Below are 26134 nucleotides of genomic sequence, written 5' to 3'. Positions count from 1 at the left end.
CTCAAAGCTCCGCACGTGTCCTTCGTATCATTTGCCGTCGAGGTTCTGCCCTCTGGATCACTCAGCTGATGATTGTCGAAACTGGCTTTCATTTAAATCCGAAGTATCCCTCGTACAATAAATCTGCCGTGGTCCGCTCATCGCGGCAGAGCGGGGCAGATTTGCTCAACCTGAGTTCTTCGCATTGTGACCCAAACCCGAAGTGATAACCAGCATTGAGTTCTTTGCAGCGTCGGATACTTCCGAGACTCCGACATGCCGGGCGACAGCCAGTCTCGGTCAAGGCGAGCGGCATGATCGATAGCCGCTACAATATTTGCCTGTAGGAAATAGCAAACCGGTTGCACTAGGCCGACCTTCTCGTAGACCAGAGGATAGCGTTAGTGAGGATTTTCTGGCAGCGCGGATCCTGCCAGACCGACGCCTCGTGGCCAAGCGCCGAATAGAATACTCGCCCCTCGCCGTAAAATCGTTTCCAGGCGAGCGGCCAACCATAGAAGCGTTGATGCACACCGGCCTTATTGAGGTCCACTGAACTTTGGTCGAGGCGCAGGAGCACGCGTGATCCGCGATAGTCGAAGTCGCTGATCTGGTAGATTTCATCGTTCAACTGCAACGAATTCCCCAGAAAGGCCACCAGTGGATCTGCAACATCAGCCACCTCGATGGTCACACCCTGATGCCAGGGATGATCGTTGAAGTAGCCGCCGATCAGATCGAGATAGTCTGGCCAAGTGTAGAATGTGTCCGCGGCCGAGTGAACGCCGAGAAAGCCACGGCCCGAGCGCACAAAGTTGAGAAGTGCTATCTTTTGGGCGCCGCTCATCGGAATTTCACCGCTTGTGTAGAACATCATAGCGGCGTACCGCTCGAGGTTTCCGGTCGAAAATTCAGACAAGTCTTCCGTTGCGATGACTTCAAAGGCACCGGAATTCCTTCCAAGCTGCGTCAGGATTGCTTCGGAAAGGGGTATGACGTCGTGCCGATAGCCGGCCGAGTATGTGAAATAGAGGACACGTTCTGGGGGGCGCCCTGCACGCGCGCCGAGCGGTCGGCTTGCCGCCGCGCTGCTGACGAGTGCGATGAACTCGCGTCGCGTCACAATCCTCTCCCGATGCTTAACCGGCCAGAAAAGCTTAGCACATATCAGCGCGCCGCGGGCCCTGCGGCGCCGCCCTACGCCCGCGGTTTAATTGATAGCCTCGACTTGGCAATTTCGCTTAGTGGCCCTTCAGCGACCTCGAGAGGTGTAAAACTGGGGCGAGGCCGCTGCGTAGCCGACACGACCGACCAGCTCGAACGCTGCATAGTGGGACTTCTAAACAGGTCCTAGCCCTGTTCCAAAAGGCGGAACCTTCTTTAACATCATTCGTTTTGCCGGTGCATTCGGCCGTTTCAGGCGGATTGGCGGGAGGACGGACAATGCGGCGTCGCATCAAGCAAAGCCAAACGTTGGAAGAGAGGCTTCTGTCGGCTGCGCAAAAGCTAAGAGAGGAAGCCAAGTCGCAGCCGGAAAGCTGGAAACGGGAGACGCTGTTGCGGAAGGCGCGACAGATCGAAATGACCCGCAACCTGACCGCCGCGCTTCGTCCAAGTTAGGCCGCATGCCCCGCTATTTTTTTCATGTTACCTACCATCGCACCATCATCGATGAGGCCGGTGAAGAGTTGCCCGATGAGCGCGCGGCTTGGAAGGAGGCCACGGTGGTGGCCGGCCAGACCTTGCAGAGTACCGATGGCAATCTCGTGCCCGGTCGTGAATGGCGTTTGGAAGTGATGGATGAATTTCGGAATACGCTCCTTGTCCTGCGCATTCACGCAGAGGTGCCGAAACAGCGCGGAGAGCGAGTCTCGCGGTGGCCTCACTCCGCTGCAGTGCCGATAGACGCTTAACGAGCAACGAAAAAAGCCGCCGATCTCGGCGACCTTTCCCGTTCGGCTAATGAGGAGAGACGATTGCAGCCAAACTGAATGCCACCACACAGGCTGCGGCTAGAGAATAGAGGGCAATTGCAATTTCCCTTGGCATGGAGATGCAAGCTGGCCGGGCGCAGCATGTTCCTAGCCATCTTAATTTTTGTAGAGAAGCGCGCCGAGTAGTCGGGCTTGGCGACGAACCGAGCCGCCACTTCCCGCTTGGTTCGTTCACAGTGAAGTAATGGACTTCGGGTCCGGAGGTTCCGCTCGATCCCCGGCTCGGCGCGTGTGCGCCTGACACCCGAACACGCTTGACCCAGCACTGGCCTTCCGCCCGATGGCGCGTCTACGCCTAGCGGCTTGCTTCTGGACCCTTCCGGCGGAATCAATCTGCCATGAGCACGAAGTCGCGCGAATACCTGTTCGGGACCACGGTCCGCGTTCTGGCCGAACGCGCCCGCGACGCCCGCAAGGACGCCGACATCCTCGCCTGTCAGGCCTGGAATGCCCGCATGCCCGGTTTTCGCGGCCCTGCCCAACCCTCCCCGGCGCTGGGTGACGCGCTCAATGCTGGCTAAACTCTTCCAGGTTATCGGGCAAGGTCCCAAAACACGGTCAAATAATCGTTTCCATGGCGATGCGGCTTGCTGCCGACGTCGATCGTCAATTGCGCTTGCGCGAGGACGCGAGCCGCCGATTTCACGCCGTCAAATGGTCCCGCGACTGCCCGAATTCGTTAGCGGTGCGTTAATCGGGGGTCGTCAAGCTGACGGTCAACGCTGCCCCGGCGCCCCCGTCCTAAGGGCAGCGAACGCGATGGCCGGCGGCGGTGATGCCCGCCGGCCATTTTCGTGTCGGCTGGGTTCTCGCTTCACAGGCCCATTACGAAAACGCATTTCGACCGGTTGTCACGACTGGCGGCAACGTCTTCTTCAAGCGGCCTGATCGGATCCCAGTTTGCGATCCTAAGTTCGTGAAATACGTTTCGCTGAATGATGCAATCCCTTCAAATGATTGGTTCGCGTTGGCCGCGGCAGCGCGAAGCCCCGTAGCGGGCGCCGAATAGAAGCGGATGGATGAGGAAGCGCAGGTGTCGAAGGCCATGGAACTTATTGTCGCTGGCTACGTGAAGATGCGCGACCGACGCGCCTTGACGAATTTGCTGGCTCATCGCCGGAAGGTGCTCGGTCAGCTCCAAGCCGTGTCAGGCATCAATCCGGAAAACGCGGTCAAGGCGATCCAAGAAGAACTGGTGTTGATCGAAGCGGGCCTCGAAGAGCTCGCGCCACCGCCCGGCTCGCTACCTGAGAACGAGTGGGGCCAGTGAGATCGCCTCAGTTGACCGGCTCATCTCGCGTCGTAACCGGTTGGAAACTAATCTCAGCGACGCTGATTGTTAGCGCCCTTCTACCCGACCGGGCGACACGCATGGGCAGGAGGAGCCCGCTCCCGAAAGGTGAGCGGGTTTCTTTTTGGGTTAATCAAGAATGCGCGTAAATAAGATCACGTGGGATAAAATCGGCAGAGCGACAGAGCCGGGTCGGTACAAGTGCTTCTTCGGGTATCTGACCGTGACCCAAGAGGACATCGAGGTTTGGACGCGACCTTCACATTGATCGGGCGGCCGGCGAGGGAGCCGTCGGCCGGAGAGGATTACTTCCTAGGCGCATTTGATATTGGCGGCTCTCAACAATACCAGCCTGCGATTGCGACTGAACCGCTATCACACCGATGCGCTAAGTTCAGGTGCCGCGTTGCAGCATTGAATTGTGTTTACTCTCGCCGATCGCTGCGGCTAAAGGTCGGATCACAATGTGTGAGGCGTTTTTCATGAGTGCTTTTCAGGCGAAACTAGAACGATTTGAGTGCCTCGCTGCCGAGTGCGAGGAAATTGCGAAGAAATCGGAAGGAAGCAGTCGCGACCTGTACTGGCGGGCTAGCCGGCACTATCGTGAACTGGCTGATGATGTGCGTGCCCTGATCGCGTCCTTCGATCTCGCTGCGTAACCTTTCATCCGCAACATCACATGGACAGTGTGCTTTCCGTCCGCTGTTGCAGCAGCGGCTGCAAAGTTTATTTAGCGGGGCCGCTTATAGGGCCTTCTATGGAGCGGCGCGCTCAGAGCGCGCAGCGTTTCCGACGAGCAAGCGCCGCAAACAAAGGAATGCAGCGCGCCGATTGGCTGGACGCACCGAGGCGCGATCCGGCGTCTTTCGGTCAAGGGCAATCAGTACGCAAAAACGAGATAAGGAGCGCAGCGACAACAGGACCCCTGCAACGGTATTGGCGTTCGCTGACGGCATGATGGTTCAGCTTTCCGCTAGCATCCGCCGCCGGGTTTTATCTGACGGCATGGGGCCGCGTGGCCTCCAGCCAACCAAAATTACCAAGTAATGACGCCCAACATAAACAGGCCGACAGCGCCGGAATGCCGGCAGAGCTGCCAATGTGCTCAGGGCCAAAAGCGCCAACTCCTTTTTCGTCTTCGTCGTCATGACCTTGCTCGCTCGTCGAAAGTCAATGACCGCTCAAGGTCACGCTCCGCTCCACGCGCGGCCATGGGAATTTCGCTCTGGCTCAGGAACCTACCGCGTGATCCGGCGCGACAAAAGCAAAAGCACTGGATCAAGGTGAAGAACCGCCGGCATACGGCGATGGATCGCGAGCTGTAGGGTTGCCTTGCCCGCCCCTCACAGGCACAGCTGCTGTTCCAGAATTAACCTGATCTCACTGCATCAAGCTTAATCCTACAACTCGATTGCAGTGTCACTGCTAAGCGCTACCTTCTCAGCGCCGGACATTGCCCTTGGTCCGGGTCCCCAATGGCCAAGTCGTCGCGCCATTATACTCGGCGCGACGGCTTCGTCTCCGGCGTCTCTTCTGGATCGCGGGGCTTGCGCTTGTCCTTACGACCGTAGCAGTGAGCGAAAGAACATGCCAGGAGTAGTAGGCTTCGATCAATAGTATCGATCTAGCGCTAGGTTAGAGCGCGATGATTGCCAACGTATGCCGGCCTTTCCACCTTCAATTAAGGCCACCGTCATACTGTCGCGATCGAGCATGATCTCGATATCGCAGCCAGCATCGACAGCTGTACCGATCATTACGGCCTCAACGAACTCCATGCCGCCGTTGCCGAAGACGGCGCGTTTCACACACAACCACTCCTGGAATTGCATTAGGCAGGGGTCACATTCGGTCGCATATGCCAATGTGGGACCGCCCTTAGGTTTAGCGCCGTTATGCATAAGAAAAATGCCATGGCCGCCAATGAGCCAAAAGCCCGGCGAACTCCGGCCGTTCATGGGACGTACTGCAATTGGCCACTGCTGCACTGCTTCCGCCCAGAGAGTTTTGAGCCGCCCATGAGGAAAGGAGAGCTTCATTGCAAGCCGCTCTGTCGGCTTGCGAAGCCGCCCCGGATCGCCAAGGTCATCTGGTCGCGCGGTACGGAACATGCAATGCGCGTCTCGTTAGGCAGCGAAAGCGTCAGCCAAAAGCTTTCGTCGTCATGTGCGGCGACCACAATCGTCGCTTTGACATAGGCCGCTCGGTTGTTGTCCGCGACCACGAAGCCTGCGTCCGTCAGCAACGCGCGTTCTTTTTCATCAAATTTCATGGACGTCATCTCGATTGAATGACGCCCCCCGGCCGCGCTGTATATCGGCCCGATGCAGGGAAGCCTCGTTAAATCGCGTCAAGGTTGTGAGCTATTTGTAATGTTCGGTCGACCGCAGTCGAAACGGGCGAGCCGATGCCAGTCGCGCGAAACCGTCCAGATTTAACTCTTCGCACCGACATCAAGCTTAACTCGAAGCTTCGATTGCATCGCCCTGTACGGCGCTAACCCTTCGACACCGGACATTGCCTGGTCCGGGCCCACACCGATGCCGGCGTCGTCGGGCTATTATACTAGGCGCGGCGGCTTCGTTTGTTTGCAGGCAACTTGCGAGCTTCGTTTGAAAAAGCATGCAAACCGCGAAACCCTCGATCTCGTTGAGATGCGTCGGGTGGCAGATTCCGCATGCGAAATTTGGGCTCGGTGGGCATCGAGACTTCCTTTTCTTTCCGCCGACCGCCACCGGGACAACGATCCCGCTGCCTCTATATCAACGGATCAATGCCGCGGATGTTGCGCGCATGTATTCCCAGAGCGCCCCGCTGCTTGCGAAGTTTCCAGATAACTAGCGAGTCACGTTTTCCACACCCACGATGTGCAGTAGTTCGTGCGCGTGCCGAGGCCCAATGGATTGATAATTTGACTCTCGCCGACGGCGCGGTTCGATGGCAGCTATGACCAAGGCAGAGAACCCTGCGGCAGCGAAGGCCTACCACCAAGAGCGGATGCGAGAGCTCGATGAAGAAAGGTGCGCCGCAGCGGTTGCGGCCGACCTCGCCGAGTTGAGTCGGTTGCGCCGCTGCCTCATCTTCGACAGGAAGGATCGCCGCGGCGACTGCGAGAAATTGGTTAAGGCCATCGACGACCATGTAGAGGAGATGACCGGACCAACGGCAGGCTGCACGCTGACCTACGAGCCGCCGGCAGGTTGCAGCCCAGAAAGAAGGCCCTAGACAGTGTGCAATCTCTACAGCATCACCACGAACCAAGCTGCGATCAGCGCGCTGTTTCGCGTGGTCAATCGATACGTCGGCAATCTCGCGCCGATGACCGGGGTCTTTCCTGACTATAAAGCGCCGATCATTCGGACCGGCTCCAATGGCCGCGAACTCGTCACCGCCCGATGGGGAATGCCGTCATCGTCAAAGGCGCTCATGGACGCTACCAAGAAACGCGCCGAAACGCTGCAATCCAAGGGCAAACCTGTCGACTTCAAGGAATTGCTTCGAATGGAGCCCGACAGCGGCACGACCAACATACGGAACGTCAAGAGCAAGCATTGGTCGCGCTGGCTTGGTCCAGAGCACCGATGCGTGGTGCCGTTCAACTCGTTCAGCGAGTTCAACAAGGCCGAAAGCGGTGACATCTGGCTCGCGCTGGACGAGTCCCGCCCCCTCGCGTGCTTCGCCGGCATCTGGACCAATTGGACTTCGGTGCGGAAAGTCAAAGAGGGCGAGACCACTAACGACCTGTTCGCATTCTTGACGACGGAGGCTAACGCCGAGGTCGGCGCCATTCATCCGAAGGCGATGCCGGTGATCCTGACAACTCCTGACGAGGTCGAGACCTGGATGGCGGCTCCGGCGGACGAAGCCCTGAAGCTTCAGCGGCCTCTTCCGGACGGGGCGCTGCAAATCGTCGCCCGCGGCGTGAAAGAAGATCCCGTCTCAGCCACATAAGGTTCTGCACAGGCGCTGCGGAACAGGTGGACAAGCCCCTGCCCTGCCGATTGCGAATCCCTGCCCCGTGCTAATCGCCCGGAACGAGCGGGCGGGCGGAAGGATTCGTCCCAGCAGGAGCCAAGTCGATGCTGATGACGAAGGAACGACGACCAGCGACACGGACCCTCCGCGGATGGGCCATCTCCGTGCTGCAGGAGACCAGCGCCATCGGTGAATGTGAGGAACACGGCTGGACGCAGGACCGCGCCGACCATCACGCCCGCGAACGCGCCGTTGAGGTCGCGCGCGACCATCTTCCGGCCGGCTTCTCCGCCGAGCAGGCCGTGGCAGAGTTCCAGGACGTCCTCGACACCATCGGCGACACTTGTCCCGATTGTCCGGTCGGAGATTGCTGAAGCCGCACCGACCGCGACGGTCTATAATCCAAGAATGGTCCCTGATCCCTCGCCGGCATCGCAGCGCAAAATCATCCATATTGACATGGATGCATTCTATGCGTCCGTGGAGCAGCGCGACAACCCGGGTCTCCGCGGCAAGCCGGTCGCTGTGGGTGGCTCGGCCGAGCGCGGCGTCGTCGCCGCCGCGAGCTATGAGGCGCGCAAGTTCGGCGTGCGCTCCGCAATGCCGTCGGTGACCGCCAAGCGCCAGTGTCCTGACTTGATCTTCATCAAGCCGCGCTTCGAAGTCTACAGGGCGATCAGCCGGCAGATCCGCGAGATCTTTGCCGAACACACGCCGATCATCGAGCCGTTATCTCTCGACGAAGCCTATCTCGACGTGACCGAGAACCTGCAAGGCATTCCGCTAGCCCGGGATATTGCACTGCTCATCCGCGAGAAAATCAAGGCCAAGACCGACCTCAACGCCTCCGCCGGCATCTCCTACAATAAGTTCCTGGCGAAGCTCGCCTCCGACCACCGCAAACCGAACGGACAGTTCGTCATCTCGCCCGAAATGGGGCCCGCCTTTATCGAGACGCTGCAGGTCGGCAAATTCCACGGCATCGGGCCGGCGACAAGCGCGAAGATGAATGCGCTTGGCATCTTCACGGGCTTGGATCTACGCAACCAGGCCATGGATTTCTTGAGTGCGAACTTCGGCAAGGCAGGCGCCTATTACTATTGGATCTCGCGCGGCGTGGACGAGCGGCCCGTGCGAGCCAACCGGATCCGGAAATCAGTGGGCGCTGAGAACACGTTCTCGTCGGACCTGAGCGAGTTCGACGTCATGGCAGCGGAGCTTGAGCCGCTGATCGACAAGATCTGGCGTCACTGCGAAAGCACCGGCGACCGCGGGCGCACCGTGACGCTCAAGATTAAGTTCGCCGACTTCGAGATTATGACGCGGGGCCGCTCGGTCGCCGCCTCGTTGTCGAGCCGTGCCGACCTAGAGCGGCTGGCAATCGGACTGCTCAAGGCCGAGATGCCGCTACCCAAACCGGTACGGCTGCTCGGCGTCTCACTGTCGTCTCTGCAGACAACCACAGAGCCTGAGCCGCAGCTCAACCTGCCGATTTGATCCGGGCATCACCGGAAACTTCACGCCGATTTCCGCCGCCCCCCGGCCGCCGGCTCTTGGCGGTTGCCTCCTTCGCTGGGCTGGCAACAGGGTTGCTAAAGGCGAGATGTATCTGTCAAAATCGGTGCGGCTGCTCGGCGTCTCCCTGTCGTCTCAGCAGACTCCCACTGATAGTGAGCCGCAGCTAGATCTACCGATCTGATCCCCGCGTCGCCTGAAACTTCAAGCCAACTTCCGCCGCGATCCTGCGGTCGGCCTTTGGCGTCCGCCTCCTTCGCCGGCTTCTCGCAGCGCGCGACATAAGCATCTCTTTTGGTCGGCCGAGAAACGACGTAGTCTGATTGTCTGCCAGAGGTATGAGCATCGCGGCGCGGACGTGCGCCCGGACTTCGAGCGGGGGATCTGCGGGCGTAATCGTGAGCCACTCGACTAACGACCGGGAACTGCCGGAGAAATGCTCGCGCAAGTAAATTGGCGGCGCTGAGACCGCCTTAGCTTTAAGCGCGCCGGATATGGCCAAAAAGAAGGCTGCCCTGGAATCCCGGCGCTGCAACCACTGCGTGCAAAAAGTTGGACCATTGTACCTTCGCTGCGATGTTGACGGAACTGATGCAACCTGAGAGGGGTATGAAGTTCCTTACGGATGTAGTGTTGAGCTTTTTCTGAGATTTAGGCCCCTATTGCAGGCCCAATCCGCTGCAGTACCAGGCCATATCTTCGTGTCTCCAGCCGCGCTTGACGCCAGCCTCCTTGCATTCGTTATAGCTCTTGAAATTCGCGCCGTTCCGGCAGTCAGATGGATAGCTTCCGAAGCCGCTACCCGGGGTAGAACATGCGACCGAGCTACTGGCGATTTGGTTACCGGCAGAAGTAACCGTCTTGGGAGCCGCGGCGGCAGACGTGATTGAAAATGCGGCCAAGGCAGCTAGCAGAAAAGCTTTCATCTATCTCCACGAATGATGGCATACTATCACAGGATGTACGCTAGCACCGGATGCAACCATAAGCTAGAAACAGGTGGCGCTCTCTACGGAAGTCCGCTTTGGGGCCAAAAGCTGCCTTAGCCCACGCGCATTGCCCTGTTCGGGCCTCAGAAAGAACGCGAGCGTTTAGGACAGTAGTTCTGAGCCGATGTCGACGACCTCGACGAAATGATGACCGACGTCGCTATTGAAGCCGATGAAGTCCCACCTCGCGCCGTCGCTTTGGCAAGTAGCGCCGTTGAAGCGGGCCGGCTGCCACTCGGGATTTTTCGTGCTTGAGCGCACAAGGACCCAATAGAAGCGACCTGGAATCAACTGTGTGACGTCAGTCATGGAATCTTTGTGGCCTCTCGCTCACGCCGCCGCGCGGCGCTCGGCCGAGCGCAGACGCATGGGCCTGCCGCCCGGCGGGTTGCGTGCACCGTTTGCGTCTCGCGCGCGTAGCGCTTCCAGAATTTCGTCGATATGAACAGGCGTCTTTAGTCCGCCCGACGAGCGTAGCGCTGGACAGGACGCGATCGCCGAGGCGTCAGAAGCCCATGACGCGAGGATGGCCCGCTTCTCGACCAGACTCTCGGGTCAGCGACGATCTCGCGCGGATGCGAGAACACCATGCCGGGATGAAGAAGAGCATTTAAATCGAAGACGTTATCGTGGCGGGCGGCGTCCGCATGACTAAACCTCCCATCATAAGTCGCATTAAGGTGGCCGCGCGGGAGCACCCGCGCGGCTGCAATCGGAACGAGCCGCGGGTTTGTCAAGCGGCCTTGCCCTCGATCTGCTTGACCTGCCCGGCGCTTGCGCCCGCGATGGCGATGCGCCGCGGCTTCATGGCCTCGGGAATCTCGCGCTGAAGCTCGATGACCAACAGACCATTCTCGAAGTGCGCGCCCTTGACCTCGACGTGGTCAGCCAAGGTGAACTGGCGCTTGAACGACCGTGTCGACATTCCGCGATGCAGAAAGGTCTTCTCGTCCTTCTCGGCCTTGTGGCCTTCCAACGTCAGGACATTCTGCTCCACCGTAAGGCCCACCTCGTCCGGTGAGAATCCGGCGAGCGCCACCGAGATCTGGAAGCGGTTCTCATCGAGCCGCTCGATGTTATAGGGGGGATAGGTCTCTTCGGCGGTCCGCTGGACCTCGTCGAGAATGTCAAACAGGTGGTCGAACCCGATGGTCGACCTCCACAGGGGAGTCCAATCATACCTCATAGCCAAATCCTCCAAAGAGCAAGTTGGGTACGAGCTGGCCCCGGACACCTTCCGGCGCCCGCCTTGATTGCGGGGCCCCGAAGGCGCCCCGGCCACTATGTCTGCGGCGATCAAAAAATCTGCCACGACCGAAGAAGTTTCAAGAGGGTGACGAAAAATTTTATCGCCGTGACGGGCTGTCTGGTTAAGCGCTGTTGTCGTGCAAGTGAGCAATCGAAGGCACCCAGGGGCCAAGATTCGCTTAGTTCCTCAATTGCGGTGCTCAGGTTGCGACACCTAGGTTGGCTGCATACTCCATCTAGATCTTTCAGCCCGCGATTTTGAAACGGCGGGGCCGCAGCGTACTCAATCGCTGCGGCCTTCGACGTTGAGTCTTCGAGCGAGAGAACGGTCGTTGACCGGAGCCATGCATTGCCTTGTGGGGCACCAAGACATCCGCCACTAACCCACCGTCTATCTGATGCCGGGGAGCTCTGAATTAAAAACGACCGGAGAACGTCCGTTCGCTGACTCCGAAGCCGCCGCAGCGCAAGCTCCTCGAGCTCGCTGGCCAGATTGAGCCAGTCCAGGACGGCCGGATCCATATCGAGAAGATCAACGCACCGTTTCTGTTCACGCTGAAGGCCAGCGGGCCCGAGTTCGGTGCCGGCCTCAAGTTCGCAATCGAGCGCGGCTGGCTCGAACTTCATGAGAGCGGGACTTACGTTCGGATGCTACCGCCAGGTGAAGGCCTGCTGCGTCAGTAGAGCAGCATTAGCGACATCCACGCGGCCAGCGAGGCGCACAAGCCAATTCCAAGGTAAGGCAAAACGAGGCGCATCGGCTTCCCTCCGAAACGCGAAATATCTGCCAGCTTCGCATGCGCGGCTGGTTTTGGCCATGAATCTAAGGTTGCACATCAACATGAGAGCTCGCCGGCCGAGCTGGCCGGAGCGGCGCTGGCCCCAGCCGGATGCCGCCATATTCAAATGAATTTGGCCGGCAATCGGGCCTTACTTTCGGAAAAACCTGTAGCGGAGCCCGATAAGAACTTATCGAGCTTTCGTCGTCACGTTTGAGGGGCAGATTATCCACTCGGTTGATTTGGTCTGTCGCGGACGTCAATGGTGGCCTCGCCGGCTCTAATAGGACGGTGCAAGCTTTCTCGGGCCGCGTCGGCCATGGGCGATGGAGGGGCAGAGTTCGAGTGAAGACCCCGCCGACCTGGGAGCCGGCGGGCGGTTTTATGTCGGCGGTACACGCTACCAGTCCGCAATTGCTCACTTTGGACGATGTCAGTTTATGGACGGCCGCATCCGCATCGGCTTACCCCTGGGAGGGTTCCGTGTGCCTTCGTCCAGCGCGCAAAGCGCCTCCAAAATCTCGTCGATCGTGACCGGCGCCTTCGGCCCCTCGGGGGATCGCAGTGACGGCACGATGCGATCGCAGAAGCGTCCGTTGAGCGCCCTGCTCGCCGAGGTGCAGCGTGGTCATCATCGCCTTCAGCGTCGCCTCGATCGGCCGCTTCGGGTCGGACAGAAAGGCGGCCACGCCGGCCAGGGTCTTGTCCGCCTCGGCATAGAGGACATGGAGGATCGCGCCGACCAGGAGCGAATGACTGGTCTTCTCCCAATGGTTCCGCTTGTCGAGCGAACCTTCGGGATCGACCAGGACGTCGGCGACGTTCTGCACATCGCGAACCTCCCATTCCCCGCGCCGGACCTCGAGAAGCGGATTGTAAGCCGAGGATTTCGGGTTGGTCGGGTCGAACAACATGACACGGCCATGCCGCGCGCGGAAACCCGCGGTCAGTTGCCAGTTCTCCCCCTTGATATCGTGCACGATGGCCGAACCCGGCCAAGCCAGCAGCGAGGGAACGACGAGTCCGACACCCTTGCCGGACCGGGTGGGAGCAAAACACAGCACGTGCTCCGGCCCATCATGGCGGAGGTAGTCGCGATCGAGCTTGCCCAGTACCACACCATCCGGACCGAGAAGTCCGGCCGCTCGAACCTCTTCCGCATTAGCCCAGCGCGCCGACCCATAGGTCTCGACATTCTTGGCCTCGCGCGCCCGCCAGACCGACATGCCGATCGCCACAGCGATCGAAACAAAGGTCCCCGACGACGCGATGAAGGCTCCCTCGACAAAGACCTGAGGCGCGTAGGCATCGTAGACGAACCACCACCAGAAGAAGATCGGCGGATAATAGATCTTGAAGCCCAACAGTTCGAACCAGGGCCGGCCAAGCTCGGGCTGGTAGGCAAGTCGCCAGGCCGTCCACTCGGTTGCTCCCCAGATGGCCAGCAAGACGATCAGGCCGACAACGATCACCTGTCCCCAGAGGATTTTGGTTCCGGACATTCCGAGCGTCCTTCCGCAACTGAATTGACGAGATTGCTAGAGGCCGAGGTCGCGCTTGCGACCAAAGCCCCATTCGATACCACCGCCGTCCTTCACGACACCGGTGACGTGTTGGCCGAGCCTCTTCTCGAGTTCGCGCGACCAGGGCACGAGCTGGAAGCCGAGCCCATTATCGATCATGGCGAAGCGTCCCGAGGCGAGCGTCAGCCGCTGGCGATACGTGCCCGCCACATGCTCCCCAGAGGCGGCGTTCACATGAGGCAAGCCGGCGTCGGCCGAGACTTTTGCTGCCACCTCGTCCAGCTCGCGTCGGCGCAACGTGTTCAGGAGGTCTCGCTGCAAGATGATGCGTTGGCCCTGCCGCCGGGCCAGGCCCTGCTGGATCAGATGCTCGGTACGGGCTTCCATGGCGTCGCGGGTCTCGCGGCCAAATCCACCCATGGCGAGCGGTATCGGGTCGCGTTCGACGAGCCTGTGGTCGAGCCAGGTGGCTCCTTTAGCCGTGACCTGCCCACCGAGATCGAGATCGGAACGGGCCGCTAACACCACCGTCGGTCGCGGATCGCCGGCTTGACCCAAGCGTCGGACCTCTACGATGCCGCCGGCCGGCGGAGCATGTTCGAAAGCCTCTATGCCTCGAAAGCGCACGTGGTGCGCCCGTCCGCCTGTTCCGTCGATCAGGGCATAGGCCTCGCCGGTCAATTCGTCATGCAGTCCACGGTCGATCAATCGTCCGATAATCTGGGTCGCCGGCTGTCCGCCCTCGATGACGAAATCGGCAACGCCGCGCGCTACCCCACGCTCGCTAAAGGCGCGGTGCATAGTCTTGATGATGTCGCCGCGCATGCCGAGGTCGCGCAAGCTGCGCTCGGTCTCGAGCCCCACTATCCATTCCCCCGGCGTGGCGGATGCAGCAAGGCCCATCTTCTCCAGGTGTTGAAGGCGACCCACCATCAGGCGCCGGATCTCGGGATCGGACTTGCCGGAATTCTCCGGCCGAAGATCGATGTAGCCGGTCTCATCAGCCGCCAGCCGGATTTCCCGGTCCAGTCGCGTCCATCGTTCAGCTGTGACCTCGATCTCCAGTGAGTTGCGGATTTCGTGCTCCGGCTTTGGACCGAGTTCAATGGCGACCAGCTCCTCGGCGCGCGCGCGCAGACCTTGGCTGATATAATCGCGAGAGATCACGAGATCCGCCCCTTCCTTATCTGCTCCACGAACGAGAAGATGGACGTGAGGGTTGTCGGTATTCCAATGATCGACAGCCACCCAATCGAGCCGCGTACCGAGATCGATTTCCATCTGCCTCGCGAGATCGCGGGTGAAGGCTTTGATGTCGGTCATGTCGCCGGCATCCTCCGGTGAGACGATGAACCTAAAATGGTGCCGATCGTCCTGGCACCGTTCTGCGAAAGCCGCGCTATCGGCACGATCTCCGCCGGCATCGAACATCTCGGCCCGCTCACCGCTTCGGGTCACGCCGTCGCGCTTCAGATATGAGAGGTGGGCGGTCAGCGGTGCCGAGCGGAAGGCTCGCCATTTGTGACGAACCACACGCGCCTTCACCACGACGCGCCTCGTGGGGCTGAACAATCTGGCGCGGCTAAAGGCGAGGCGCCCGCGGCCAAACGTCGAACGTCCATAAGCTGTCGAACGCCTGCCCGAGCCTGTCTGACCCAAGGTGTGTCCTGCTTTCTTTGCCGCTCGCAGTACCTGGTTGATGAAGCTCTTTTGTTCCGGCGCGCGGGTGCTGCGAATGCGCCCAGGCCGAATACGCAGATCGCTGTCGCCCACGCTCATGGCAAAGCCTTCAAAAAGATCGTGTCCCATGGCGTGGTGTAGCTGACGGCAGGTCACCGCCGATTTTCCGGCGGGTCGGAAGGCATCAGCCTGCCACGGCGGGCAAGCCGACGATGGGATCATCGCTCAACGGCGCGATGGTTTCCAGCGTCATGTAGCGGGCCCGCTGAACCGCCCACTCGTCGTTCTGCTCGAGCAGGATCGCGCCGACCAGGCGAACGATGGCGTCTTCATTTGGGAAGATGCCAACCACCTCGGTCCGCCGCTTGATCTCGCCGTTGAGGCGCTCGATCGGATTGGTCGAATGCAGCTTGGCACGGTGCTGAGGCGGGAAGCTCATATAGGCGAGCACGTCTGGCTCGGCCTCATCCATGAAGGCGGCGAGCTTTGGCAGTTTGGGACGGAGCTGGTCGGCGACCTTGCGCCACTGAGCCCTGGCCGCTTCGGCATCGTCCTGGGCAAAGGCGGTGGCGATGAAGGCGGAGACGACGCGTCTTCCGCTCTTGCCGGCATGGGCCAGGACGTTGCGCATGAAGTGGACGCGGCAGCGTTGCCAGGCGGTGTTGAGCACCTTGCTGACGGCGGCCTTGATGCCCTCATGCGCATCGGAGATCACGAGCTTGACGCCACGAAGCCCGCGCCGAGCGAGCTTGCGCAAGAACGCGGTCCAGAACGTCTCGGCCTCCGAGGGACCGATGTCCATGCCGAGAACTTCACGCCGGCCGTCGCTGTTGACGCCGACCGCGATGATCACCGCGACCGAGACAATCCGGCCATTCTGGCGGACCTTCACGTAGGTGGCGTCGATCCACAGATACGGCCAGTCACCCTCGATCGGTCGGGCGAGGAAGGCCTTCACCTTGTCGTCGATCTCGGCACACAGTCGGCTCACCTGGCTCTTGGAGATGCCAGTCATGCCCATAGCCTGGACCAGATCATCGACGGATCGGGTCGAGACGCCCTGCACATAGGCTTCCTGCACCACCGCGGTGAGCGCCTTTTCGGCCATCCGACGCGGCTCCAGGAAGCCCGGGAAGTAGCTTCCTTTGCGCAGCTTGGGAATGCGCAGCTCGACCGCGCCGGCGCGCGTCTCCCAGGTCCGGTCACGGTAGCCGTTACGCTGGGCAAGGCGCTCGGCATTCTTCTCGCCGTAGGCCGCTCCGGTCAGCCCGGCGACCTCCAGCTCCATCAATCGCTGGGCGGCAAAGCCAATCATCTCGCGAAGCAGATCGGCGTCTGGGGCCTTCTCCACGAGCGCGCGAAGGTTCATCATCTCGTCGGTCATCGGTGGTTCCTCGAATCAGGTTGGTGTCAGCAACCCGACCCTACCGGCGAACTGCCGGTGACCACCGCAAAGCCGTCCGCCCGCTACGGCGCTATCTGAGGGCGCGCGCGCGGACGGCTTCGCTCTACCGAGCTACACCATCACTGGGGACACGACCTTCAAAAAACGGACACGGTGCCGAAAACGCCTTTGATTGCATTCGTCAAAATGAAATTGGCGGCACGCGCCCCGACCGACCGGCACGGCAGAACCCAAGCCATGCCAATGGCTTGCGGTTCGACCGGCGAGCCTCTTTTATCTCGCCTTCCTAATCGGGCGGGCAAAGTCAACTCATTCCTAGGTTTTTCCTCGAGTCCTCGCAAAATAAGCATCGCTGCTTCCCTCCATCTACGGTAACCGTCCGGTCTCTGCACACCTTCCTCCTCGTGTGATGTCGTTCCATTTCGGGTTCTCTGCTGCTGTGGAGATTCTCCGGTGGGACCGAAACACTTCCAGAACAAAGCTCGACGCGAGTGGTGGTCGCTGCACATCGAAGCGTGGCGCCGAAGCGGTCTGGGGATCCGCAAATATTGTCGTCAGCAACGTCTCACCGAGAATACGTTTCGGCGTTGGCTGAAGCAGCTCGTCGGTGAGGAGACCGCACGGAAACTCGCGGAATATCAGACGGAATTGCGCCGCGAGCAGCGCCGTGAAGAGCGAGAAAACGTGCTGCGAAGACGTCGGCGACGACGCTTTGGCGTGACCACGGACGTGCGCAATCGCACCATGCAGGCGTTCTGGGCCATGCACGTCGAGGCGATGAACTGGAGCGGCACGGGCGTACGCGAATATGCCGCGGCGCTGTCCCTGTCGCCCTATGCGTTGCGCAAATGGAGTGACCGGTTGGCCGCCGGCGAGGTCGAAATCGACTGGCGCGCGCATCTTCATCCCTCCGCCCGCCCGGCCGTTAGCACTAGTGCCAGGAACTCAGCTCCCGAACGCCGCTTGACAGCCGCGAAAATCGGCGATCTGGCAGCGCCCGCCGCACCCCTCCGGCGCTTCTTCAGCGACGAGGAGAAGCTGGCGATCGCAAGGGAAACCGAACAACCCGGCGCCAAAGTATCCGCGGTTGCGCGCAAGCATGGGATCGTCACCGGGCTATTGTTCCGCTGGCGCGTGCAATTTGGAATCGGAAAAAAGAACCACGCGAAGCTCGCGCGTGTCGCGCTCGCCGAGAGCGCAGCCGAGACGCGGGTTCTGCGCAACCTCGTCCGTTCGCCCGAGGGAATGGTGGCCGTTGATCTTGCCGATGGAGGTCGCGTCTTTGCTCCAGTTGGCAGTGATCCGGATGCTGTGCGAGCGCAGATCGAGAGCGGAGAGATTGCACGATGATGTTCGTTCCGGCGGGCGTGAAGGTGCACTTGGCGTTGGGTTACACCGACATGCGCAAAGGCATGGACGGGCTCGCGATGCTGGTCCAGGACGTGTTGAAGAAGGATCCGTTCTGCGGTCATCTCTTTGCCTTCCGCGGCAAGAAGGCATCGGTGCTGAAGATCCTGTTCTGGGACGGCAACGGGCTTTGCCTGTTCACCAAGCGCATCGACCAGGGCGGCTTCGTGTGGCCGGTGATGGCGGGCTATGACGGTTCGATTACGCTCACACCGGCGCAGCTCGCGATGCTGATCGAGGGCATCGATTGGCGCGCTCCGGAACGCGTTTGGAAGCCCGCGATTGCCGGCTGAACAAAGAGATGACGCGCAAAAAACAGGGCTGAACTGGGCAGCGATTCTTCTACGAATCAGCTTGTTCGAGTACCATCCGACATGCAGCTCGATCTCAACAATCTCCCCTCCGATCCTGAGCTTCTGCAGCGTCTGGTGTGCGACATTGCCGCTGCTATTGACCACCGCGATACTGAGATCGAGCGCCTCAAATCGATCATCAAGCAGCTGCAGCGAATGCAGTTCGGGCGCAGCTCCGAGCGCATTGATCCCGACCAGTTCGCGCTCGGCCTGGAAGATATCGACAGCGACATTGCCCGCGTTCAGGAAGGCCAGCCGACGGTCATCTCCGAAGCTCCGACGACGCAACCACGACGCAGAGCTTTGCCAGATCACCTGCCGCGCGAAGACGTTCGGCTCGATGTCGAAAGTGAAGTCTGCAACTGCTGCGGCGGCACTCTTCACCTGGTCGGCGAGAGCGTCAGCGAGATGCTGGACTGGGTGCCCGCTCAGCTTCGTGTCGTGCGCACCACGCGTCCCAAATGCGCCTGTCGGGCCTGCAACAAGGTGATGCAGGCCCCCGCGCCGGAACGGGTGATAGCCGGCGGCCTTGCAACGCCGGCGCTGCTCGCGCACGTGTTGATCAGCAAGTACTGCGATCACCTTCCGCTCTATCGACAGTCTCAGATCCTTGCCCGCCACAACGTCGATCTCTGTCGTTCGACGCTCGCCGGCTGGGTCGGCGGCGCATGCTGGTGGCTCGAGGCGCTGCACGAACGACTGTACAAGAACGTCTTCACGTCCGACCATCTGTTTGCCGACGACACGCCGATCCCCGTGCTCGATCCCGGTCGCGGACGAACCAAGACGGCGCGGCTTTGGGTCTACGCCCGTGACCAGCGGCCATGGGGTGGACCCGAGCCTCCGGCCGCAATCTATTTGTTCGCCCCGGATCGCCGAGCCGAGCCACCCATCACGCATCTTGCCGACTTCAGGGGCATCCTGCATGTCGACGGATATGCCGGCTTCGAGCAGCTGGCCGACAAGGAGGGCATCACTCTCGCCGCGTGCTGGAGCCACTCGCGACGCAAGTTCTCCGACGTAGCCGAGGCCACCGGATCGCTTGTGGCGACAGACGCCTTGCGCCGGATCGGCCAACTCTACGCGATCGAAGCGCGTATCCGCGGACGATCGCCCGCCGACCAGCTTGCTGAACGCAGGACGTTCTCCAAGCCGATCGCTGACGCTCTGAATGTTTGGCTGGATGCGCAGCTCCGGCTCGTGTCGGGTCGCAGCACCCTCGCCGAAGCAATCCGCTATGCGCTCTCGCGGTGGCATGGATTGACGCGATTCCTGCATGATGGCCGCGTCGAGCTCGACACCAATCCCGTCGAACGCGCGATCCGTCCCGTCGCGCTTGGCCGCAAGAACCACCTGTTCGCCGGCAGCGACGGCGGTGGGCACCGCTGGGCGGTAATCTGCTCTCTTATCGCGACCTGCAAGCTCAACGACGTCGAACCTTACGCATACCTGCGTGACCTGCTGCAGCGGATGATCGACGGACATCCGGTCAACCGTCTCGACGAATTGCTGCCGTGGAGTTGGAAGCCGGCCGATCATGTCAAGACCTGATGCCTGTGCAGCGGTCGGACGCATACCCGTGATCGGGCGGGCAAAGTCAACTCGTTCCTACGCTTTTCTTCGACTCTTCGAACTTCAGCCATTACTGAATCCCTGCATGGACAAGGCGCAAACGTGCCCACCATCGCGCTTGCGAGCGGCATTCACCAGGCGGGCCGATGCGTTCCTTCGCGTTCAGCACTTCGGCCGTCGCATGCTCTTCATCAGGTGGACGAACACGGCAATAGGCCGAGGGAGCATGGGCGAAACATCGGGCGCCGAGGTTGCCCTCGTGACTCCGCCCGATGGCATGAGCGCAAGCGACCGATCGCGCGTTTTCATGAGATCGGATCGCATGACAAATAGCGTCGCATCTGCTGATGACTGTCCGCTGGACGTCCACCTCGGCGGCAGTTCGATGGCAAGCAGATTTGCAAGCTTTGCGACGTATGCTCGCGTCTCGTCTCCTCCCGCGAGATGCTCTTCATAGCGAATGGTCCCGCGTTGTACGCGGCAAACACGCCAGGCGAGCCATACCGATCGAGCAGTTCGCGCAAGTAAGCCGTGCCGGCCAGAATGTTGTCGTGCGGGTCGTAGGGGTCGCTCCCGAGGTTGTAGCGCTCGCGAAGTTCCGCCCAAGTCGCCGGCATGGTTTGCATCAGGCCCATTGCGCCTTTTGGCGATCTGGCGTGCACGTCACCAGCACTCTCGATGCGCTGGACTGACCGGATCCAGTTCGGCGCAATCGCAAAGCGTTGTGAGGCTTCCTTGATGAAGCCGGCAAATGAGTGAGCTGTCTGACTGATCGCCGGCTCGGCGGCTGATCCGCTCTGGGCCAAAGTAGCGCTGTCGAACGCGGTCAGAAGAAGCATCAGGGCACGACAGCACAAACGCGCGTGCCCAACCGATCCAAGTACACCGGGCTCGCGCCAGCCTTGCAGACATCGATCGAGACGGGAGGAATGATCCCGCAATGGATTGAACAAGGGAATGGCCAGGAGAACACGTCGAATACGCACGATCACTCCTCCCACGTCCACACCGGCATCGCACGGCCGATCACGCTAGATGCCGGAAGAAATCCAAAGTACCGGCCATCAAGAGAGTCGTCTGACTGCCAGTTCATCAGAAACAGCTCGCCCACCGCGACGCCATCGACCGAAATCGTAAGGCCGGTTCTGCAAACAATCTGCCCCGGAAGGGCGAGCACGCGCTTCAGCATAGGGACGCCAATGGGCAAATAGCCGCTAAGGTCGAGGAAGGTCGCGAGCGGCTCCGGCGGCTGCACGGCGACCAATTCAGTGACCTGGAATTGGGCCGCTGGTCGGAGGCGGTATAGACCGATCGGCACGCTCCCGGATGCGTTCCAGATGTAAAGCGGAAGCGGCTCCGGGACGATCGTCGTGATGAGCGCGGTAGCGATCCCAACCGTCACGGCCAGCATCATTAGGCGGCCCGTCATCGCATCACCCTTTGACGATGGAGCCAAGCCTGATGGCGCGCTTTCGTGTAGGGGCGCGGGTTTTCGTTGACGGACAGGCGGTTATGAACGTGATGCCAATGATCAGGCGCGACATCGGCGGGATCGATGCCGAGCGCCTCAACGGCATCGGTCATCTGCAACGCTCGCTCGACCTTCGGCCAGCCGGAAAGACGCAGCAGAATCTCTCCGCCGGGAGTCACATAAGGGACGGTCGAGCAGCGCTGTCCCGGCGCGACCGCGCGCAAGATGTCGATCCGCGAAATGATTGTCCCAAAGTCGCTGGATGTCCATCGGACGAAGGCAAAGATGCTGCCGGGTGCAAATGACAGGACGCGCCGATGGCGATCAAGCTTCCGTTCCTTGACAATACGACCGAACCGAATTCGGTTTTCGATGCGCTTCTCAAGCCACAACACTTCCACTTCCGTGAGATCACTCATGCCACCGGCTCCCCGACGCTGGAGCTGGCGGCCGCGAGCTTAGGCTCGGTGGAGAGTGTGTATGGCCTGCAAAGGCAGGCTAGACTGTCGGACTGTCGTTGCCGCACGCCAACGCAGCTTTCGGCTTGCTTCGTTAGAAGAAATCCGAAGGATTTCCGATTAGCCGGGGTACTGACTGGTGCCCCCTCGCCGGCCGCGATGCGGCGATGATGCCTTGCAACGATTCGCGAACGGAACGCGCGGTGCGGTCCGGCGGTCGGCGGTGGAGGCGAACGATGGACTTCTATGCAGGGCTCGACGTGTCGTTGGAGGCGACGAACGTTTGCGTGGTGCATGGGGACGGCAAGGTCGCCCGGGAGGCAAAGCTCGAGACTGATCCGGACGCGATCGAGCTGTTCCTGGCAGAATGGGGCATCCACCTCAAGCTTCGGGCTGGAAGCGTTCTCGTACAGAACCTGGCTGTTCACGGCGCTGGCCGAAGAAGGTCTCCCCGTGATCTGCATTGAGACCCGGCATGCCAAGGCAGCGCTGAACGCGATGCTGAGCAAGACCGACCGCAACGACGCCAAGGGCATCGCGCAGATGATGCGGACCGGCTGGTTCCGTGCCGTCCATGTCAAATCGGAAGGCGCGGAAACGCTGCGCGCGCTGTTGGTCGGGCGCAAAGCGATGTTCGGCAGGGTGCTGGACATGGAGAACATGATTCGCGGCCTGTCGCGACCTTTCGGCCTCAAAGTCGGAGAGATCTCGGTGGGGCGATTTGACGCGCGGGTGCGCGAGATTCTGGCCGGAGAGAAGGGATTGGAAGCCATCGTCATGCCGCTGCTGGACGCCCGAGCCGCGATGCGGCTGCAATTGGCCAAACTGCAGCGCCTGGCGCTGGCGGCGGCCCGGGGCGATGCCGCGATGCGGCGGATGATGACGGTGCCCGGCGTTGGCGCGCTCGTGGCGCTGACGTTCCGCGCCACCGTCGTGATCCGGCGCGGTTCAAAAGGTCGACCAACGTTGGCGCTCATTTCGGACTGACGCCGCAGCGCGACCAATCCGGCGAGACCGACCGGATCGGCAGCATCTCCAAATGCGGTGATGAGCTGACGCGGGCGATGCTGTACGAGGCAGCGATCGCGATCCTCACGCGCATCCCGAAGAACTTTAAGTTGCGGCTGGGGGGCCTGCGGCTGTCCAGGAAGAATGGTCTGAAGCGCGCAGCAACAGCCGTCGCACGCGCACTCGCCGTGCTGCTGCACAAGATCTGAATCGATGGCACGACGTTCCGGTTTGGCGCCGACGGCAAGCGCGGCCGGGTGGCTGCGGCGATGTAAGGGCCTCCGCGACCCGGCCGCTTCCACGCGCGCCTTTTCCTTCCTCCACGGCGGAGCAGCGTCTCCCGAGGAGACGGGGATTTGGGTGAGATCGCAACTTTTCTTGCCGGCGGCTTCATGCAGACAATTGAAGCCATCAAGCACGGCGCTGGTTAGCCTGACCGCCCATTCCTCAGATTCCGGCTTGTGGTGGCCGTCGTGCCAACCACGGATGTTAGCGAGTTCTCCTCGACGAGCGAGTGGCCGCAAGGGAAAGCGACGAACGTAATGCGGTGATGCCGGTGCTGGTGATCGCGCAGACTTGCGCGCGATCGCGTTGGCGCGCGCGCGTTGGCGGCAAGAATCGCATCGCAGCGAAGCCTTGCGCGTGAGAGAGTCGTCGCATGAGGCATCCTCGTTACGCGCGCGGCCGACTTGTTCACAACGCACTGATTCACAACAAGAAGTTAGTGTCAGTATGTTAGTAAAGTCAGAGCGGCGGGAAAGCGCGGAGAAACAAGCCCTTAAGCTCGGTTCCAGTCCCCGATAGCACGAGGATCGGGTCCCCCATAGCGCGAGGGTTGTGGTCCTCGATAGCACGAGCTGATTCACAGGTTGTCCTCCGAATTTGGAATGAGACCGCGCCGGCGCAGGCGTGCCGTTAAGGGATCAACAGGCTTAGGTGCGAAGTTCAGCCGCTCGGTGCCATCAGGGTCGCGCGTGAGCACGAGCTGATAGTCGGGCAATGTCTGGCGCTGGACGATCTGGCGGACGTCGTAAGCGAAGTGCTTGAGCGGCGAGAGGATGCCAGACTTCGCATGAATGTGTACAAGATCAAAACTCCAGCCACCGTCCTGCCGACCGCCATGCTTGCGCACAAGGCGGTAAAGCCAGCGCTCAAGCCCACCCGTCAGATCGAAATAGGCGCGATCGATCGTGAGCACGAGCGCATCATCGATGACGCCAGCGTAGAACCAATCCGGCAGAATCAGCTCGATCCCAAATGGGCGACCATTTGCATCGGCAGTCTCCTTCCACTCGTTGATCCAGGAGAAGCGATGCCGTCGCCGCTCTGCAGGCTGGCGGATCAAAGTCAGCACGGTCGTTGACTGAAGTCTGTCGAGACCCGCCTTCAGCCGGTCGTAATCACGCGCGCTGGTGCCGCGGCCCACGAACGTCAAAATCTCGTAAGGCGTTGCGGCCATCAGACGCGAGGTCTTCAAGCCTGCGTCACGGGCTTCGACGATCTGGGACGCAGCCCAGATCAGAACGTCCGCATCCCAGATCGTCGCCATGCCGTGTTCCGGCACGGCTTCGACACGAATTGCGATCGCTCCGGCACGGAAATCGATCGGCACGATCCGCTTTGTTTTTGCGAGCGAGAAGAACGGATAAGCCATCAAATCCTGCGCGTCGCGGGGCGCAAGATCACCAGGAAGCGCCCGAAAGAGCTCAAGCTGGTCGCACTCGGAATGATGTTTGCGCCGCATGGCAATGCTCTCACGCGGCAATCAGCGACGTTCCTGGCCCGCATACGGGCGCAGCACCGGGTGCTTCTTGGCCGGCAGCACGGTCCCCTTCCCAGGGTCGGACGTTGACGTCTTGGCGCCGCGGTCGGCCCACGCTTTCAGGTCATCGACGGCGTAGACGACACGTCCGCCGATTTTCCGATACGTCGGTCCAGTGCCGTACGTGCGATGCTTCTCGAGCGTACGACCGGACAGGCCAAGATAGCGCGCGGCCTCAGGTGTACGCAGGAAGCGCGGGGGGAGACCGGCCATCGGATCGGGCATTTGAGGACTCCAGGAGGACAGCGCACCACGGATGGCGGTGCTGGCGTGTGTGCGGTCATCATGGAGAAGCGCGGTATCGGAGGGGGATGCCGAAGTTCGAGGGGGCAATTTTCGGCACTCCCCGGGGACCGCACTACTCGTCCTTGCGTCCGGGCCGCAGGAGTTTGCGGTAACCACCGCGCATCAACGAAAGGCCGCCTTGCACCAGGCGGATCGTTCGATTGCGCAGATCATGTGTCTTCCAGGCGCGATCGGGGATGCGCGTTTTGCCGAATAGCGCTTCGGCGATAACGCGATAACTGCCGCCGGCGCTATGCACATCGAGCGCGCGGATCGCAGCGCTCAGGCGCTCGCGCCGCTGTTTGGATAACTGGTGAAAGGCCGGACCTGGCGCGCGTCCATTCATCGCGCGCCACAGCCGCCGCGCTGCATAGGCACGCGCGCCGAAATCGCCATCAAACGGCAGTTCGGCTGCATATGACGCGCCGAGCACCGGCGGCTCTTTGGACCAAACACGGTGATTTACAGCACCGATGCGCAGCACGGCGTGCCAGCCGTCGACAGCGCGGCGCACCTCACCTGCTGTAAGGTCGAGCAGTGGCTGATACGACGCCCCGCCGTCGTCGGCCACTGCGACCTTGACCGGAACGACCGCCGCTAAAACCTCAGGCGCCCAAAAGATCGTCTGCTCGTCGAAGGACCTCTGCGGGTCATGAGCGAAAGCAGATACCCCATTTCCTCCTGAATTCGTCAGTCACGTCGCCGTTCGGACTGTTGGCAATCATCACCTCGTACTCACGCCGATAGTCGGCATTGCGGCGGAGACATTCCCAGGCGATGTCGGTGATTTCGGCGTCTTGTAGGCTCTTGTAGGAATCCGGCGACCGCCAGTCGAATTCAGGCATTGCTTCCGCCCCATTGCACGCTGCTAACAACGATTGCGGCGCAATAGGTATGAACGAGGCGGTTGTAGGAAGCCCCTAGTTTGGCACCACGTGGTGCACCGGAATGACCACCCATCAGCAAAAGAAAATAGTTCTGCCTGCAAGTCGCCAACAGGCGATTTTCTTCTATTTTGTGTCGGCGCCGCGCAAGAGTCGCCCCTGCTCCGTCACCCATTTCGCGCGCGCCAGATGACTCTGATATGCGCGCAGTGCACGGTCAGGCTCTCGCTCGGGATCCATATGCAAAACTACTCGAGCCGCTTCGCGCCAGTCCGCCCCCTCACCCTCGGCCTGCAGAAGGCGAACGTACGTGACGACATGCTCTTCGTCGTAGGCCGTCAGCGCCGGCTCGTTCGGCGCGACATCCGCGACGTCAGGATCTAATGGCGGCCCATTCATATCTATGCGTGTTATTCGATGGAAACCCAGGATCAAAGTATCTGAATAGATCGGTTATAGCCAGTGGTTTGATGGTCTACACGATGGCTGCTTTTGC

At 60.9% G+C, this 26134-nt stretch carries 25 protein-coding genes and 5 pseudogenes; 12 read left to right on the top strand and 18 right to left on the bottom strand.

Annotated features, from left to right (window positions below):
• Positions 1 to 346: 346 nt before the first annotated feature.
• The gene (locus AAFG16_RS16930) at positions 347 to 1102 is read right to left on the bottom strand and encodes a ThuA domain-containing protein (protein ID WP_283085677.1); all 756 of its coding nucleotides are present in this window, start codon (positions 1100 to 1102) and stop codon (positions 347 to 349) included.
• 320 nt (positions 1103 to 1422) lie between these two features.
• On the opposite strand from AAFG16_RS16930, the gene AAFG16_RS16925 reads away from it, so the two are divergent.
• On the top strand, positions 1423 to 1599 hold the full coding sequence (locus tag AAFG16_RS16925; protein WP_283085676.1) for a hypothetical protein: 177 nt from the start codon (positions 1423 to 1425) through the stop codon (positions 1597 to 1599).
• Here AAFG16_RS16925 and AAFG16_RS16920 read toward each other — a convergent pair.
• Complete coding sequence (locus AAFG16_RS16920) at positions 1596 to 1817, bottom strand: hypothetical protein (protein WP_342739874.1); 222 nt, start codon at positions 1815 to 1817, stop codon at positions 1596 to 1598. The genes AAFG16_RS16925 and AAFG16_RS16920 overlap by 4 nt on opposite strands.
• A 494-nt stretch (positions 1818 to 2311) precedes the next feature.
• On the opposite strand from AAFG16_RS16920, the pseudogene AAFG16_RS16915 reads away from it, so the two are divergent.
• The 3 genes and pseudogenes from AAFG16_RS16915 to AAFG16_RS16905 form a co-directional block, all read left to right on the top strand.
• A pseudogene (locus AAFG16_RS16915) lies at positions 2312 to 2491 on the top strand (hypothetical protein); the annotation flags it as partial.
• 497 nt (positions 2492 to 2988) lie between these two features.
• Positions 2989 to 3243 carry a hypothetical protein gene (locus AAFG16_RS16910; protein ID WP_342739873.1) on the top strand — a complete coding sequence of 85 codons (255 nt, stop codon included), beginning with the start codon at positions 2989 to 2991 and terminating at the stop codon, positions 3241 to 3243.
• A 503-nt stretch (positions 3244 to 3746) separates the two neighbouring features.
• A complete protein-coding gene (locus AAFG16_RS16905) occupies positions 3747 to 3923 on the top strand; it encodes a hypothetical protein (RefSeq protein ID WP_283085673.1) in 177 nt (58 codons plus the stop codon).
• A 951-nt stretch (positions 3924 to 4874) separates the two neighbouring features.
• Here the strand turns inward: AAFG16_RS16905 and AAFG16_RS16900 are convergent.
• Both AAFG16_RS16900 and AAFG16_RS16895 read right to left on the bottom strand, forming a co-directional pair.
• Positions 4875 to 5303, bottom strand: coding sequence for a DUF3085 domain-containing protein (locus AAFG16_RS16900; protein ID WP_342739872.1), 429 nt, complete (start codon positions 5301 to 5303; stop codon positions 4875 to 4877).
• A complete protein-coding gene (locus AAFG16_RS16895; RefSeq protein WP_342739871.1) occupies positions 5300 to 5536 on the bottom strand; it encodes a hypothetical protein in 237 nt (78 codons plus the stop codon). The genes AAFG16_RS16900 and AAFG16_RS16895 overlap by 4 nt, the downstream gene beginning before the upstream one ends.
• Positions 5537 to 6210: 674 nt before the next feature.
• Here AAFG16_RS16895 and AAFG16_RS16890 point away from each other — a divergent pair.
• From AAFG16_RS16890 to dinB, 4 genes are all read left to right on the top strand, one after another.
• Complete coding sequence (locus tag AAFG16_RS16890) at positions 6211 to 6489, top strand: hypothetical protein (protein ID WP_342739870.1); 279 nt, start codon at positions 6211 to 6213, stop codon at positions 6487 to 6489.
• Between the two features lie 3 nt (positions 6490 to 6492).
• The gene (locus AAFG16_RS16885; protein ID WP_342739869.1) at positions 6493 to 7215 is read left to right on the top strand and encodes an SOS response-associated peptidase family protein; all 723 of its coding nucleotides are present in this window, start codon (positions 6493 to 6495) and stop codon (positions 7213 to 7215) included.
• Between the two features lie 128 nt (positions 7216 to 7343).
• Entirely contained in the window at positions 7344 to 7613 is a 270-nt protein-coding gene (locus tag AAFG16_RS16880; RefSeq protein ID WP_342739868.1) for a hypothetical protein, read from the top strand.
• 34 nt (positions 7614 to 7647) lie between these two features.
• Positions 7648 to 8736: a DNA polymerase IV gene (gene dinB, locus AAFG16_RS16875; protein WP_342739867.1), complete on the top strand. Its 1089-nt coding sequence runs from the start codon at positions 7648 to 7650 to the stop codon at positions 8734 to 8736.
• A gap of 1109 nt (positions 8737 to 9845) precedes the next feature.
• On the opposite strand, the gene AAFG16_RS16870 is transcribed toward dinB, so the two are convergent.
• From AAFG16_RS16870 to AAFG16_RS16845, 6 genes and pseudogenes are all read right to left on the bottom strand, one after another.
• Positions 9846 to 10052, bottom strand: coding sequence for a hypothetical protein (locus AAFG16_RS16870; protein ID WP_342739866.1), 207 nt, complete (start codon positions 10050 to 10052; stop codon positions 9846 to 9848).
• Positions 10053 to 10073: 21 nt separating this feature from the next.
• A pseudogene (locus AAFG16_RS16865) lies at positions 10074 to 10333 on the bottom strand (hypothetical protein).
• Positions 10334 to 10476: 143 nt separating this feature from the next.
• A complete protein-coding gene (locus AAFG16_RS16860) occupies positions 10477 to 10929 on the bottom strand; it encodes an Hsp20 family protein (protein ID WP_283085664.1) in 453 nt (150 codons plus the stop codon).
• Positions 10930 to 12369: 1440 nt separating this feature from the next.
• Positions 12370 to 13272, bottom strand: a pseudogene (locus tag AAFG16_RS16855) (type IV secretory system conjugative DNA transfer family protein); the annotation flags it as partial.
• A gap of 36 nt (positions 13273 to 13308) precedes the next feature.
• Positions 13309 to 15072, bottom strand: a complete 1764-nt coding sequence (locus AAFG16_RS16850; RefSeq protein ID WP_342740920.1) for a DUF3363 domain-containing protein — start codon at positions 15070 to 15072, stop codon at positions 13309 to 13311.
• Between the two features lie 85 nt (positions 15073 to 15157).
• Positions 15158 to 16357, bottom strand: coding sequence for an IS256 family transposase (locus tag AAFG16_RS16845; RefSeq protein WP_342732874.1), 1200 nt, complete (start codon positions 16355 to 16357; stop codon positions 15158 to 15160).
• 474 nt (positions 16358 to 16831) lie between these two features.
• Here AAFG16_RS16845 and AAFG16_RS16840 point away from each other — a divergent pair, with 474 nt between their 5' ends.
• From AAFG16_RS16840 to AAFG16_RS16830, 3 genes are all read left to right on the top strand, one after another.
• A complete protein-coding gene (locus AAFG16_RS16840) occupies positions 16832 to 17728 on the top strand; it encodes a transposase (protein WP_342739865.1) in 897 nt (298 codons plus the stop codon).
• Positions 17725 to 18078 carry an IS66 family insertion sequence element accessory protein TnpB gene (gene tnpB, locus AAFG16_RS16835; RefSeq protein ID WP_283085517.1) on the top strand — a complete coding sequence of 118 codons (354 nt, stop codon included), beginning with the start codon at positions 17725 to 17727 and terminating at the stop codon, positions 18076 to 18078. Before AAFG16_RS16840 ends, tnpB begins: the two co-directional genes overlap by 4 nt.
• A gap of 81 nt (positions 18079 to 18159) precedes the next feature.
• Positions 18160 to 19689 (top strand): IS66 family transposase, encoded by a 1530-nt coding sequence (locus AAFG16_RS16830; protein ID WP_342739864.1) that lies wholly within the window; start codon positions 18160 to 18162, stop codon positions 19687 to 19689.
• Positions 19690 to 20100: 411 nt separating this feature from the next.
• Here AAFG16_RS16830 and AAFG16_RS16825 read toward each other — a convergent pair.
• From AAFG16_RS16825 to AAFG16_RS16815, 3 genes and pseudogenes are all read right to left on the bottom strand, one after another.
• Positions 20101 to 20462 (bottom strand): annotated as a pseudogene (locus tag AAFG16_RS16825) (lytic transglycosylase domain-containing protein); the annotation flags it as partial.
• Positions 20463 to 20698: 236 nt separating this feature from the next.
• On the bottom strand, positions 20699 to 21139 hold the full coding sequence (locus AAFG16_RS16820) for a S26 family signal peptidase (RefSeq protein ID WP_342739863.1): 441 nt from the start codon (positions 21137 to 21139) through the stop codon (positions 20699 to 20701).
• Complete coding sequence (locus AAFG16_RS16815; protein ID WP_342738871.1) at positions 21136 to 21600, bottom strand: DUF2840 domain-containing protein; 465 nt, start codon at positions 21598 to 21600, stop codon at positions 21136 to 21138. The genes AAFG16_RS16820 and AAFG16_RS16815 overlap by 4 nt, the downstream gene beginning before the upstream one ends.
• 275 nt (positions 21601 to 21875) lie before the next feature.
• Between AAFG16_RS16815 and AAFG16_RS16810 the strand changes: the two are divergent.
• Positions 21876 to 22856 (top strand): annotated as a pseudogene (locus AAFG16_RS16810) (IS110 family transposase).
• Positions 22857 to 23509: 653 nt separating this feature from the next.
• Here AAFG16_RS16810 and AAFG16_RS16805 read toward each other — a convergent pair.
• From AAFG16_RS16805 to AAFG16_RS16785, 5 genes are all read right to left on the bottom strand, one after another.
• A complete protein-coding gene (locus AAFG16_RS16805; RefSeq protein WP_342740919.1) occupies positions 23510 to 24391 on the bottom strand; it encodes a replication initiator protein A in 882 nt (293 codons plus the stop codon).
• 21 nt (positions 24392 to 24412) lie between these two features.
• A complete protein-coding gene (locus AAFG16_RS16800; protein WP_092295092.1) occupies positions 24413 to 24694 on the bottom strand; it encodes a helix-turn-helix domain-containing protein in 282 nt (93 codons plus the stop codon).
• 133 nt (positions 24695 to 24827) lie between these two features.
• On the bottom strand, positions 24828 to 25325 hold the full coding sequence (locus AAFG16_RS16795; protein ID WP_342739862.1) for a DUF2285 domain-containing protein: 498 nt from the start codon (positions 25323 to 25325) through the stop codon (positions 24828 to 24830).
• A 79-nt stretch (positions 25326 to 25404) separates the two neighbouring features.
• Positions 25405 to 25599, bottom strand: a complete 195-nt coding sequence (locus AAFG16_RS16790; RefSeq protein WP_342739861.1) for a DUF6499 domain-containing protein — start codon at positions 25597 to 25599, stop codon at positions 25405 to 25407.
• 165 nt (positions 25600 to 25764) lie between these two features.
• Positions 25765 to 26037 carry a DUF2285 domain-containing protein gene (locus AAFG16_RS16785; protein WP_342739860.1) on the bottom strand — a complete coding sequence of 91 codons (273 nt, stop codon included), beginning with the start codon at positions 26035 to 26037 and terminating at the stop codon, positions 25765 to 25767.
• Positions 26038 to 26134 lie beyond the last annotated feature (97 nt).

The organism is Bradyrhizobium sp. B117, from assembly GCF_038969555.1.
Lineage (GTDB): Bacteria > Pseudomonadota > Alphaproteobacteria > Rhizobiales > Xanthobacteraceae > Bradyrhizobium.
The sequence above is the reverse complement of the archived record's forward strand: the minus strand, read 5'-3'. Positions and strand labels throughout refer to the sequence as shown.